This is a genomic window from Candidatus Accumulibacter phosphatis (assembly GCF_000024165.1).
Taxonomy (GTDB): Bacteria; Pseudomonadota; Gammaproteobacteria; order Burkholderiales; family Rhodocyclaceae; genus Accumulibacter; species Accumulibacter phosphatis.
Genome location: NC_013194.1, coordinates 4105550 through 4117839, shown reverse-complemented (window position 1 = coordinate 4117839; position 12290 = coordinate 4105550). Strand labels below are relative to the sequence as shown.

Here is a 12290-nt window from a genome sequence, read left to right as displayed (position 1 = left end):
ATGAGCGAACACCAGATTCTTCTCGAAGCGCATGCGGTCGCCAAGCATTTCGGCGGCGTGAAGGCCTTGCATGACGTCTCGTTGACCATTCGGCGCGGCGAGATCTACGGACTGATCGGGCCCAACGGTGCCGGCAAGACGACCTTCTTCAACTGCCTCACCGGTCTTTACCGGAACGAAGGTGGACACTTCGTTTTCGACGGTGCCAGGCTGGCCGCCGATGCGCCGCACAAGGCGGCTGAAGTCGGGATTGCGCGGACGTTCCAGAACATTCGCCTGTTCGGCAACATGACGGCGATCGAGAACGTGATGGTGGGGCGACATCTGCGCACGCATGCCGGCGTGCTCGGGGCGATCACCCGCAATTCGGCGACGCGTGCCGAGGAGGCGGCGATTGGCCGTCGCGCCGAGGAACTCCTGCACTATGTCGGCATCCACGAGCGGGCGCACGACTATGCGAAACATCTTTCCTATGGCGACCAGCGGCGCCTCGAGATCGCCCGTGCCTTGGCTACCGAGCCGAAGCTGTTGGCGCTCGACGAACCGGCGGCCGGCATGAACGGTACGGAAACCGAGGCCCTGCGCCTTCTCGTCGAGGGTATCTGCCGCGATGGCGTAACGGTCTTGCTGATCGAGCACGACGTCAAGCTGGTCATGGGGCTGTGTGGACGCGTTGCTGTGCTCGACTACGGGGAGAAGATCTGCGAAGACGTGCCGTCGGTCGTACAGAGGGACCCGCGGGTTGTCGAGGCTTACCTCGGTGGCTCGGTGGCCTGAAGGGAACGGATGAATCATGCTCGAAGTTAACGGACTGCGCGTCTCCTATGGTGGTATCCAGGCCGTTCGCGGGATCACCTTCCACGTCAATGAAGGCGAGATGGTGGCGCTGATCGGTGCCAACGGTGCGGGCAAGAGCAGTACGCTACGGGCTCTCGCTCGGCTTCTCGACCCGGCCGGTGGCAGCGTCCGCTACCGTGGTAAGGAGCTTGTGGCGCTGCCGCCGCACCAGCTGGTTGGCGAAGGGATCGCGCTGGTCCCCGAGGGCAGGGGTGTGTTTCCGCGCATGACGACTGTCGAGAACCTGCGCATGGGTGCCTACGCCCGCAACGACAAGGTGGCGATCGAGCGTGATCTCGAGCAGGTTCTCTCGCACTTCCCTCGCCTCAAGGAACGCGCCCAGCAGTTGGCGGGTACCCTCTCCGGGGGCGAGCAGCAGATGCTGGCGATCGGCCGCGCACTGATGAGCAAACCGCGGCTGATGCTGCTCGACGAGCCGTCGATGGGTCTGGCGCCGATCATGGTGCAAAAGATTTTCGAAGTGATCTGTGCGGTGGCGAAGGACGGGATGACCATTCTCCTGGTCGAGCAGAATGCCAAGCTGGCACTCGAGGTAAGTCAGCGTGGCTACGTCATGGAGAGTGGCGAGATCACCGTTACCGACGAGTCGAAGAGGCTGCTTGCCGACCCCAAGGTCCGCGCCGCCTATCTCGGGGAATAGCCGTTGATCCTAGAGCTCCATCGCGTCGGCGAAAGTGAGGGCTTGTAGTTGGGCACGGTTGAATTGATCGGAGGTCAGGCCGAGCATGGCGGCCTGGTCGGCAATTGCCTCACCATCGTCGGCCTCGCTGGCCACTGCCAGGTCGAGGAAGGGCTGATAGCGACCCCCGTTACTCAGCAAAGCATCGCAGATCGGTTCCGGTAGGCGCATCGCCTCGAGCGCCTGCTCCATACCGACGCCAAGCAGCACGTCGAGCAGGGAAAAGGCGCCGGTGATGAACAGGTTGTCGTACTCCGACTTGTCAACCAGCCCGCTCGCCAGCAATTCCATCAATCGCGCTCTTAGCAAGGCGGTGTGCATCAGGGCCGGGGCCATCGGGTCCTTGCTGGCCGTTCCCAGCAGCAGTGACAACCAGCGATTGAGCTTTTCGTAGCCGAGCATATTGACGGCGTGCCGGAAAGACTGGATCTCGCAGGAGAGCCCAAAGCCGGCGGCATTGATGTAGCGTAGCAACTTGTAGGAAATGGCGACATCGAGCTTGAGTGCCGCCTCGATTTCCCGGATGTCAGCATTCTGGCGCACCAGATTGAGCACCCGCACGATGTTTGCCTGCCCGGGACTGAGGGCTTTCGCCGGCGCGCCTGTCGGTGACGTGAAGAACCATCCCGCTGCCGCTGTGATACCAGCTTCCAGGCAGGCTCGGAACTGCTCGCTGGTTTCGACATTGAAAGCGATACCGATGCCGTACGTTCGCGTCCGGGCGGTCAGCAGCTTGAGTTGACCGAGTTGGAACTGCTGCGCGTCGAAACCGATGAAGCGGAACTGTACGCCGGCGGACAGAGCCTGTGCCGCCTGCGGATCAAAGTGCAGGCAGATGGTCGGTTGGAAGGTTTGCAGAGCGGCAATCACGTCGGGCCCGGCCTGGCCGACCAGCGTCGTCGCCGGCAGTTCTATCGTCGCGTTGTCAGGTGCCGACCAGTCGAGGATGCCCGCCTCACAACCGGTCCGGCCACAACTGATGAACACCGGTTTTTCGCTCTGCGGCCAGACGTTGGCCAGTGCGCTCAGCGTGCTCACCGCATCGACGATGCTTGCCTGATCCCCAAGATGCAGCGTCAGGCGCGTGGCGATGATTTTGCTCTGGCGATTGACCAGAGGCTGGCGGGACATGAAAACTTCATTCATGCGGGTCAAGCCTTGTGTTCAGGTGGGTTGGGGCATCGATTGCATCGAGCGTATCGGCAGCAAAGTCGAACGAATCGGCAAAGAACTCGTCTGCCGGAAGATCGCAACGTGCCAGGAAATCCTGCCTGGCGGCGGCTACCATTGCCGGTGATCCACAGACATACGCCTGATAGTCGGAGAGATCGGTATGGTCTGCCAACGCGACGTGATGCACGAGACCTGTTCTGCCGTCCCATTGGGCCTCTGTCGGCAAGTCGGACAGCACCGGGGTGAAACGGATGTTGGCATGCAGCAATGGCCATTGTTGGGCAAGTTTTAGCAGGTAGAGGTCGGCGCGGCCACGTCCTCCCCAATAGACGTGCATCGGCCGCTGGCTTTCTTCCGCGATGGCGTGTTCGACGATCGCCTTGATCGGCGCAAAGCCGGTTCCACCGGCAACGAGCAACATCGGTTTGGTGGAGTCCTCGCGCTGAAAGAAGCTGCCCTGCGGCCCGCGCAAACGCACGATGTCGCGCTCCTTCATGGTGTTGAACACGTGACCGGTGAACTGCCCTCCCGGCACATGGCGAACGTGCAACTGCAGGACGGCATCGTCGTGTGGTGCATTGGCCAGCGAGAAAGCGCGTCGCCTGCCCTCCTTGAGCAGAATGTCAACGTACTGGCCGGCGAGAAACCGTAAGCGCTCATTGGCGGGCAGCTTGAGTTCGACGATCATGACGTCAGGCGCCGCGCGTGTCAGCTTGTGCACACGCGCCGGCAGTGTCCTCACCGGAATGTCCGCGAGCGAGCGGGCTTCGCGGCTTTCGATGCACAGGTCGCTCCTGGCTTGCGCGCAGCAGAAGAGTGCAAAGCCGGCCCGGCGGTCGGCATCGCTGAGAACCTCGAGTTGTGCCTTGCCGTGCTCGAACTCTCCGGTCAACACTTTGCCGCGACAGCTGCCGCAAACGCCATCGCGACAACCGTAAGGAAGGCTGAGTCCCTGACGCAGTGCTGCCTCAAGAATCGTCTCGTCAGGCTCGGCCTGAAAACTGTGCCGGCTCGGCTGGATGCTGACCTGAAAACTCATCGCCTCTCCGCTGATGTCCGAATCCGGTAAAATTGCGCAGTGCAAAAACTCTTGATCGTCGGTTGCGGTGACATCGCGCGCCGCATCCTGCCTCGCCTGCTGGGCCACTACCGCGTTTTCGCGCTCGTCCGCGACCCTGCGCAGCGTCTCTTCTGGCGCGATCTGGGCGCCCGCCCTGTCCTTGCCGATCTTGATCAGCCCGCAAGCCTGCGGCGTATCGCAGGTCTGGCCGACGTCATCCTGCATCTGGCCCCGCCACCAGCGGCTGACCAAGGGCGCGCGGCCGGTGAGCAACGCGATCCCCGCACACGCCGCCTGCTCGCCGCGCTGTCCCGCGGCCGGAGTCTACCACAGCGAATCGTCTACATCAGTACCAGCGGTGTCTACGGTGACTGCGCAGGCGCCTGTATTGACGAGACCCGTGCTCCGCAGCCGGGCACTGCCCGGGCTCGCCGGCGGCTCGATGCCGAGTACCAGTTGCGCGCTTTGGGGCGGCGTGGCGTCGTCGTCAGCATCCTGCGCGTTCCCGGAATCTATGCTGCCGATCGCCTGCCCATCGAACGCTTGCAGAGGGCATCCCCAGCGTTGCGGAATGAGGACGACGTCTATACCAATCATATCCACGCCGAGGATCTGGCGATGTTGACCTGCGCGGCGTTGCGCTACGGGCGCAGCAACCGAACGTACAACGCGACCGACGATTCGCAGATCAAGATGGGCGATTATTTCGATCTCGTTGCCGATCGCTTCGGGCTGCCCAGGGTGCCGCGTCTGTCGCGTCATCAGGCGCAGGAGCGGTTGTCGGCGCTGCAACTGTCATTCATGGGTGAATCGCGGCGACTGCTCAACCAGCGCGTCAAGACGGAACTGCGGGCGAAGCTGAACTATCCCCGCGTCGAGGATGGCGTCGCTGCGGCGTGGGCTGAAAGGAAGAGTTCGTGTTGATTGTCAAGGTGCTGCATCTGTGGCTGGTGGTCAGTTGGTTTGCCGGCCTTTTTTATCTGCCGCGTATTTTCGTCAATTTGGCGATGGTCGAGGCCGACAGCGTTGCCGAGCGTCAGCGCTTGCTGTTGATGGCTGGCAAGCTCTATCGGTTCATCACCCCGATCGGCATTCTGGCGGTTCTTTTCGGCTTGTGGCTGTGGTTCGGCTTTGGTTTCTCGGGCGGCTGGCTGCACGCCAAGACGGTTCTGGTCGTCGGGCTGCTTGGCTATCACGCCTATTGTGGTCGCCTCCTGCGCGATTTTCAGACCGGTCGGAATGTGCATGGCCACGTCTGGTTCCGCTGGTTCAACGAAATGCCGGTGCTCGTGCTGCTGGCGGTTACTTACCTCGCCGTCGTCAAGCCGTTCTAGACCACCGACCGGGAGTCAATCGTGGAAACGTTTTTTGCAAGCTGCCCGCGCGGTCTTGAATCTGTGCTGGTGGAAGATCTCATCGCGGCAGGCGCTGCCGATCTGAAACAGATACCGGGTGGCGTGCATTTCCTGGGCGAGTGGCCGGTTTGCTACTTCGCCAGTCTACATTCGCGGATTGCCACGCGTATCCTGTGGCGCGTGGCGCATGCCTCGTATCGCAAGGAGGACGACATTTACCATCTGGCGCTGGCAACGCCATGGCCGCGATGGTTTTTCCCCGAGCAGACCATTCGCGTTGACGTCAATGCATTGAAGAGTCCGCTGAAGAGCATCGACTTCGTCACCCTGCGCATCAAGGATGCCATCTGCGACCGCTTTCGCCGGGAGTCGGGTAAGCGCCCCATGGTCGACAGGCGTGAGCCGGAGGTGCGCGTACAAGGCTTCGTCAGCAGCGACGAGTGCACGCTCTATCTCGACACATCGGGCGCGCCACTGTACCAGCGCGGTTTTCGCCAGAAGACCGTAGACGCGCCGCTGAAGGAAAACCTGGCCGCCGGCATCCTTCGCCTCAGCGGTTGGCAACCTGATGTGCCGCTGTTTGACCCAATGTGCGGCAGTGGCACCTTTCTGGCCGAAGCTGCTCAGATCGCACTGGGCATCGCGCCGGGCGCCAGACGCGACTTTGCGTTTCAGCGGCTACGCCATTTCGACGCCGTGCTCTGGAACCAACTGGTCGATGCCGCTCGCTCCGCGGAGAAGCCGGCAAGGAATACAGGCATTTTCGGCAGCGACATCTCACCGGTTGCCGTGCGCGCCACGCTGGCCAATCTCGATCGCGCCGATCTGTTGCCGGTGGTTACCCTGAGTTCGGGTGACCTGCTGGCGATCGACGCGCCTGCCCCGGGCGGCATCATGGTCAGTAACCCGCCCTACGGCGAGCGGGTGTCCAGCGATGATGAACTGGCGGCATTCTATCCGCTGCTGGGCAGTGCGCTGAAACGCCGGTTTGCCGGCTGGAACTGCTACCTGCTGAGCGCCGACACGCGATTGCCGAAGCTGGTCCGCTTGACACCCAGCAAGCGGACGCCGCTTTTCAACGGTGCGCTGGAATGTCGCCTGTACGAGTTCAGGATGGTGGCCGGGACGAATCGAGCCACCGAGCAGGCGCGAGTGGCGAAGCAGCATCCGGAGCCGATGGGCTGAGTCGCGGCCCGGGACAAGGCGGTTCGCCAGGTGGCCTCGCGTGCAAATCAAGCATGCCGTGCGAGTGCCGCACGGCAGCTTGTCGGGCTACTGGACGATATCCAGATGACCGATGCCGGCGCTGAGATCCCGGTCTTTCGATTCCTTGCCATGCAGCTTGATCTGCAGGCGCAGGTCATTCAGCGAGTCGGCGTTGCGCAGGGCATCCTCGTACCTGATCTGCCCGCCCTCGTAGAGATCGAACAGCGCCTGGTCGAAAGTCTGCATACCCAGTTCGCGCGATCGCTTCATCACTTCCTTGATCTCATGCACCTGACCCTTGAAAACGAGGTCGGAAACGAGTGGTGAATTGAGCATGACCTCAATCGCCGGCACCCTTCCCTTGCCATCCTTCTTCGGCAGCAGGCGCTGGGAGACGAACGCACGCAGGTTGAGAGAAAGATCCATCAGCAACTGATGGCGCCGTTCCTCGGGGAAGAAGTTGATGACCCGGTCGATGGCCTGGTTGGTGTTGTTGGCGTGCAGCGTGGCCAGGCACAAGTGTCCGGTTTCGGCGAAGGCGATGGCGTAGTCCATGGTCTGGCGATCACGAATCTCTCCCATCATGATCACGTTCGGCGCCTGACGTAGCGTATTCTTCAGTGCTGTCTCCCAGGAGTCGGTGTCCACGCCGACCTCGCGCTGAGTGACGATGCACTTCTTGTGCTCGTGAACGAACTCGATGGGATCCTCGATCGTGATGATATGACCGTGGCTGTTACGGTTGCGGTGATCGACGAGTGCGGCCAAAGACGTGGTCTTGCCGGTGCCCGTGCCGCCGACAAAAATCACCAGACCGCGCGCGGCAAGCGAAATGTCCTTGAGTACCGGTGGCAATTCGAGTTCGTCAAGGGTCGGTACCACCAGGTTGATCGTCCGGCAGACCACCGCGACGCGCCCCTGCTGTACCAATGCATTGACGCGAAAACGGCCAATCCCGGTAGGCGAGATGGCAAAGTTGCATTCCCTCTTTTCTTCGAACTCGGCGGCCTGACGGTCGTTCATGATCGAGCGCGCCAGTTCCGCGGAGTGCTGGGGGAGGAGCGGTTGGTTGGACACCGGCATCACCTTGCCGTCAATCTTGATGGCCGGTGGAAAATGGGCCGTGATGAAGAGGTCCGACCCATTCTTCTGCGTCATCAGACGCAGCAACTCGTGCATGAACTTGAGTGCTTGATCGTGTTCCATGCTTTCTTTCTGCCCGCCAGACGGGCCCTAAGCGCCGGGGAAGACGTCCTTGTTGGCCGCCTTGCTGCGAGCCTCGCTTGCCGCAACGAGATTTCGCTTGACGAGCTCGAGCAGGTTGTGGTCGAGGGTCTGCATGCCATACTGCTGGCCAGTCTGCAGGGTGGAATACATCTGGGCGATCTTGTTTTCGCGGATCAGGTTGCGGATCGCTGGCGTGCCGATGAGGATTTCGTGCGCCGCGATTCGCCCCTGACCGTCCTTGGTCTTGAGCAGCGTTTGCGAGATCACGGCGCGAATCGACTCGGACAACATCGATCGGACCATCTCCTTCTCGGCAGCAGGAAACACGTCGATGATCCGGTCGATCGTCTTCGCAGCGCTGGAAGTGTGCAGGGTGGCGAAGACTAGGTGGCCGGTCTCGGCACCGGAGAGCGCCAGACGGATCGTTTCCAGATCGCGCATCTCGCCAACCAGGATGACGTCCGGGTCCTCGCGCAGGGCCGAGCGCAGCGCATTCTGGAACGACAGGGTGTGGGGGCCGATCTCGCGCTGGTTGATCAGGCATTTCTTCGACTGGTGCACAAACTCGATCGGATCCTCGACCGTCAGAATGTGGCCATACATCGTCTCATTGACGTGATTGATCATTGCCGCCAGGGTTGTTGACTTGCCCGACCCCGTCGGTCCGGTGACCAGCACAATCCCGCGCGGGTATTCCGAGATGTCCTTGAAGATCCTCGGGCAGTTGAGATCTTCGAGCGTCAGTACCTTTGACGGAATGGTCCGGAATACGGCAGCAGCGCCGCGGTTCTGGACGAAGGCGTTGACGCGAAAGCGCGCGAGGTTGGGAATCTCGAACGAGAAGTCGCATTCGAGCGTGTCTTCGTAGTGCTTGCGCTGGCCGTCGTTCATGATGTCGTACACCATGCCGTGCACGTCCTTGTGTTCCATCGCTGGCAGGTTGATGCGGCGCACATCGCCATTCACGCGGATCATCGGCGGTAACCCGGATGACAGGTGCAGGTCGGAAGCCTTGTTCTTGACGCTGAAGGCGAGCAGTTCCGTGATGTCCATCCGGTTCGGTCCTCGGGCGGTGAGCAGGGCGCAGTGCTATACTATGCAGAATCTGCGCAACGCCTGATTATGACCACACTTCCCGCCAAGCTGCAAGCCGTTCTCGCGCGAATCGCCTGCGCTGCACGGCGGTGGGGACGTGATCCGGCGGACGTCCTCCTGCTTGCCGTGAGCAAGACCTGGCCTGCGGAGTGCTTGCGTGAAGCCGCCGCCGCCGGACAGCGGGCGTTCGGCGAGAGCTATCTCCAGGAAGGCATTGACAAGGTCGCGGAACTGCGCGCCATGGGCCTCGAATGGCATTTCATCGGTACGCTGCAAGCCAACAAGACGCGCCCGGTCGCTGAGACGTTCGATTGGGTACATTCGCTCGACCGACTGCGGGTCGCCGAGCGCCTGTCCGCACAACGCCCGCTCTCCTTGCCGTCGCTGTCCGTCTGTCTGCAGGTGAATGTGAGCGGTGAGGCCAGCAAAGGGGGGGTTTCCCCGGCTGAAGCGCCAGCCTTGGCGCATGCGGTCGCCAGACTGCCAAAGCTGCGTCTGCGCGGTCTGATGGCTATTCCCGCGCCCAGCGACGACTTCGTTGAACAGCGCCGCCCTTTCCGCCGTCTGCGGGAGTTGTCGGAGCAACTGCGAGCCGACGGACTGGTGCTTGATACACTTTCGATGGGCATGTCGCAGGACCTGGAAGCGGCAATTGCCGAAGGTTCGACGCTGGTGCGCGTCGGTACGGCAATTTTTGGCGAGAGACACACAGCATGAGAATCACTTTCCTTGGTGGCGGCAACATGGCCAATGCGCTGATCGGCGGCTTGGTGAAGACGGGCTTTTCGACAGCCGACATCGCGGTTATCGAGTTGGGCGCGCAGGGACGTGCCAAACTCCGTCTGGTCTATGGAGTTCGCTGCTACGAGGCGCCGAGCGCGGCCGCACTGGACTGCGATGCCGTTCTCCTATCGGTCAAGCCGCAACAGATGCGGGAGGCCTGCGTCCCCCTGCTGAATCACCTCAAGCAGCAACTGGTCATCAGCATTGCTGCCGGACTGCGTTTGGCCGACGTTTCGCGTTGGCTGGGTGGCTACGGCAAGGTCGTGCGCGCAATGCCCAATACGCCGGCGCTGATTGGTGCCGGCATTACCGGTTTGTGTGCGATGCCGGCGGTATCGATGGCTGAGCGTCTGGGTGCCGAGCGCATCCTGCAGGCGGTTGGCAGCACCCTGTGGATCGCCGACGAGGTGCATATGGACGCCGTTACCGCCATCTCCGGTAGTGGTCCGGCGTACGTCTTCCTGTTCATTGAAGCCCTGCAGCAGGCGGCACGGGAACTTGGCCTGACGCCGGCACAGGCGCGCCAGTTGTCGATTGAAATGGTTCTCGGTTCGGCCAAGCTGGCCGCTCAGTCCGATGAAGCGGCGGGCGTCCTGCGTGAGCGTGTCACGTCGAAGGGTGGGACCACCGAGGCGGCCTTGCGGACCATGGAGGAGCGTGGCGTCAGGGAGGGTTTCATCGCCGGAGTCCTGGCGGCCAATGTGCGTGGCCGTGAGTTGGGTGACCTGCTGGGCAAGGACGATTGATGATCGCGCAGGCCGGATTGTTCCTGCTCGAAGTGCTGACCGGTTTTCTCAGCCTGGCCTTGTTGCTGCGCTTCTACATGCAGGCTTTCCGGGTTTCCTTCAACAATCCGGCCGGGTCTTTCGTGGTGGAAGTCACCAACTGGCTGGTCAGGCCGCTGCGCAAGGCGCTGCCGGGGCTCCTCGGCCTCGATCTGGCGAGCCTCGTGCCGGCCTATCTGCTGCAGTGCCTTTTCCTCTTCGTCGTCGTGTGGCTGGGCAGCGGCGCCGAGACGTGGTCGCTGTCGAGCTTGCTTCCCCTCCTTGGCTGGCGGGCTGTACTCGCTACCTTGCGCCTCAGCATCTACCTGTTGATCGGTGCGCTGCTGCTGCAGGCCGTTCTCTCCTGGGTCAGTCCCTATTCGCCGCTGAGCCAACCGGTGTCACAGCTCACAGGCCCCTTCCTGCGGCCGATCCAGCGTTTTCTGCCGCCGATTGCTTCCGTCGACCTCTCGCCGCTGATCGCCATTGTTCTTGCGCAACTCGTCCTGATGTTTCTCTGAGCCGTGGTTGACTGGCTGCGCGACGGCGGTGGTGCGATCACCGTGACGATCCATCTTCAGCCCGGTGCCAAGGCCAACGAAATCGCCGGGCGGCATGGGGATGCGCTGAAAGTGCGTATCACAGCGCCGCCGGTGGACGGTCGGGCGAACGCGGCGCTCGTCGATTTCCTCGCACAACGGCTGGGTCTGTCCAGATCCGCGGTCGAGCTGAAGAGCGGCCTGACGTCGCGGCGCAAGGTGTTGAGAATCAGCGGTGCGTCGGCCGAGGCGGTGCTCTGCCTGCTTGCTGAGTAAACCGGCAGGCGCCCCAGTCAGCCCTCGAAAACGATGCGTCCGCCGACCAGTGTCATACGCACCCGGCCGTTGACGTCACGACCGAGGAACGGTGTGTTCTTGCCCTGGCTGCGCAGCGCTTCCGGTGTAACGTGCCAGGCCTCGTCGGCATCGAAGATGCAGACATCCGCCGCACTGCCAATGCTCAGCGAACCCGCTGCGATGCCGAGGATGCTTGCCGGATCGGAGGTGATGCGGGCAAGTGCGCCGATCAGGGGCAGCTTCGCTTGTGTCGCCCACAGCAGGGTCAGTGGCAGTAGGAGTTCGAGGCCGCTTGCCCCGGGCAGAGCCTCAGCAAAAGGCAGTTGCTTGCCGTCGGCGTCGAGCGGAGTATGGTCCGAACAAATCGCGGCCAATCCGTCACTCGCGGCGGTGCGCAAGGCCTCGCGGTCCGCCGCCGAGCGGAGCGGCGGGTCGAAGCGCGAATTGCTGTCGAAGTAGCCGATGTCCGTTTCCGAGAGATGCAGGTGATGGATCGACACATCGCAAGTGACCAACACGCCCGACTGCCTGGCGGTTCGGATCAGGTCAACGCCGGCGCCAGAAGACAGGCGGGAAAGGTGCAGGCGGACACCTGTTTCGCCGGCCAGATGGAGGGCCGTGGCGATGGCCACGGTTTCAGCAGACACCGGAATGCCGGTCAAACCCAACCTTGAAGCGACTTCGCCATCGTGAGCGACCCCCTCGCGCGCAAGAAAATGATCCTGTGGGCGCAGGCGGACCGCATAGTCGAAGGTGGCTGCGTACTGCATCGCGCGCAGCAGGAGTTGGGTATCGATGATCGGATGCTTGGCCTGTGAGAAGGCGATGCAACCGGCGCGCGCCAGGCCGTTCATCTCGGCGAGTTTCTGGCCGGCCAGTTCCTGGGTCAGCGCGCCGATCGGATAGACCCGCGCCAGGCCAAGCGTTTCGCTGCGCCGGACGAGGCGCTCGACGAGTCCCGCTTCGTCGAGTGGCGGTTTGGTGTCCGGTGGGCAGGCCAGCGACGTGACTCCGCCGGCGACAGCGGCCTTGAGTTCCGATTCGATGCCGCCCAGGCGGGCCGAGAGATCGACCAGACCGGGGCAGACGATCAAGCCGCTGGCGTCGATCTGTCTATCCGCCGAGAAGCCCGCCGGAGGCTGGCCGATGGCCGCGATACGGCCGTCGGCAACGAACAGGTCGATCTGTTGGTCGAGGCCGCCGGCCGGATCGATCAGGCGGCCGTTCCGGATGTGTAGGTTTTGGCTGTGCATC

14 protein-coding genes are annotated in these 12290 nt (G+C 62.5%); 9 read left to right on the top strand and 5 right to left on the bottom strand.

Annotated elements, in window-relative coordinates; all coding sequences use genetic code 11:
- Window positions 1-777 (top strand): ABC transporter ATP-binding protein, encoded by a 777-nt coding sequence (locus CAP2UW1_RS17895; protein ID WP_015768035.1) that lies wholly within the window; start codon window positions 1-3, stop codon window positions 775-777.
- A 16-nt stretch (window positions 778-793) separates the two neighbouring features.
- Window positions 794-1498, top strand: a complete 705-nt coding sequence (locus CAP2UW1_RS17890) for an ABC transporter ATP-binding protein (protein WP_015768034.1) — start codon at window positions 794-796, stop codon at window positions 1496-1498.
- Between the two features lie 9 nt (window positions 1499-1507).
- Here CAP2UW1_RS17890 and CAP2UW1_RS17885 read toward each other — a convergent pair whose 3' ends face one another.
- Together CAP2UW1_RS17885 and CAP2UW1_RS17880 are read right to left on the bottom strand one after the other, a co-directional pair.
- Window positions 1508-2683 (bottom strand): EAL and HDOD domain-containing protein, encoded by a 1176-nt coding sequence (locus CAP2UW1_RS17885; protein ID WP_015768033.1) that lies wholly within the window; start codon window positions 2681-2683, stop codon window positions 1508-1510.
- Entirely contained in the window at window positions 2676-3749 is a 1074-nt protein-coding gene (locus CAP2UW1_RS17880; RefSeq protein WP_015768032.1) for a CDP-6-deoxy-delta-3,4-glucoseen reductase, read from the bottom strand. The genes CAP2UW1_RS17885 and CAP2UW1_RS17880 overlap by 8 nt, the downstream gene beginning before the upstream one ends.
- A 39-nt stretch (window positions 3750-3788) precedes the next feature.
- Between CAP2UW1_RS17880 and CAP2UW1_RS17875 the strand changes: the two genes are divergently transcribed.
- From CAP2UW1_RS17875 to CAP2UW1_RS17865, 3 genes are read left to right on the top strand one after another with little or no spacing between them, the layout of a single operon-like run.
- Window positions 3789-4694, top strand: a complete 906-nt coding sequence (locus tag CAP2UW1_RS17875) for an SDR family oxidoreductase (protein WP_015768031.1) — start codon at window positions 3789-3791, stop codon at window positions 4692-4694.
- Window positions 4688-5104, top strand: a complete 417-nt coding sequence (locus CAP2UW1_RS17870; protein ID WP_015768030.1) for a CopD family protein — start codon at window positions 4688-4690, stop codon at window positions 5102-5104. Before CAP2UW1_RS17875 ends, CAP2UW1_RS17870 begins: the two co-directional genes overlap by 7 nt.
- 21 nt (window positions 5105-5125) lie before the next feature.
- Complete coding sequence (locus tag CAP2UW1_RS17865) at window positions 5126-6310, top strand: THUMP domain-containing class I SAM-dependent RNA methyltransferase (protein WP_015768029.1); 1185 nt, start codon at window positions 5126-5128, stop codon at window positions 6308-6310.
- Between the two features lie 87 nt (window positions 6311-6397).
- Here the strand turns inward: CAP2UW1_RS17865 and CAP2UW1_RS17860 are convergent, their stop codons facing one another.
- Both CAP2UW1_RS17860 and CAP2UW1_RS17855 read right to left on the bottom strand, forming a co-directional pair.
- Window positions 6398-7537 carry a PilT/PilU family type 4a pilus ATPase gene (locus tag CAP2UW1_RS17860; RefSeq protein ID WP_015768028.1) on the bottom strand — a complete coding sequence of 380 codons (1140 nt, stop codon included), beginning with the start codon at window positions 7535-7537 and terminating at the stop codon, window positions 6398-6400.
- Window positions 7538-7564: 27 nt separating this feature from the next.
- Complete coding sequence (locus CAP2UW1_RS17855) at window positions 7565-8611, bottom strand: type IV pilus twitching motility protein PilT (protein WP_015768027.1); 1047 nt, start codon at window positions 8609-8611, stop codon at window positions 7565-7567.
- A gap of 69 nt (window positions 8612-8680) precedes the next feature.
- On the opposite strand from CAP2UW1_RS17855, the gene CAP2UW1_RS17850 reads away from it, so the two are divergent.
- The 4 genes from CAP2UW1_RS17850 to CAP2UW1_RS17835 are packed head-to-tail and all read left to right on the top strand — an operon-like array spanning window position 8681 to window position 11015.
- Window positions 8681-9370, top strand: coding sequence for a YggS family pyridoxal phosphate-dependent enzyme (locus CAP2UW1_RS17850; RefSeq protein WP_015768026.1), 690 nt, complete (start codon window positions 8681-8683; stop codon window positions 9368-9370).
- On the top strand, window positions 9367-10182 hold the full coding sequence (proC, locus tag CAP2UW1_RS17845) for a pyrroline-5-carboxylate reductase (RefSeq protein ID WP_015768025.1): 816 nt from the start codon (window positions 9367-9369) through the stop codon (window positions 10180-10182). Before CAP2UW1_RS17850 ends, proC begins: the two co-directional genes overlap by 4 nt.
- Entirely contained in the window at window positions 10182-10721 is a 540-nt protein-coding gene (locus tag CAP2UW1_RS17840; protein ID WP_015768024.1) for a YggT family protein, read from the top strand. Before proC ends, CAP2UW1_RS17840 begins: the two co-directional genes overlap by 1 nt.
- A 3-nt stretch (window positions 10722-10724) precedes the next feature.
- Entirely contained in the window at window positions 10725-11015 is a 291-nt protein-coding gene (locus CAP2UW1_RS17835) for a DUF167 domain-containing protein (protein WP_015768023.1), read from the top strand.
- 17 nt (window positions 11016-11032) lie between these two features.
- On the opposite strand, the gene CAP2UW1_RS17830 is transcribed toward CAP2UW1_RS17835, so the two are convergent.
- Window positions 11033-12289 carry a dihydroorotase gene (locus tag CAP2UW1_RS17830; protein ID WP_015768022.1) on the bottom strand — a complete coding sequence of 419 codons (1257 nt, stop codon included), beginning with the start codon at window positions 12287-12289 and terminating at the stop codon, window positions 11033-11035.
- Between the last annotated feature and the right edge of the window lies 1 nt (window position 12290).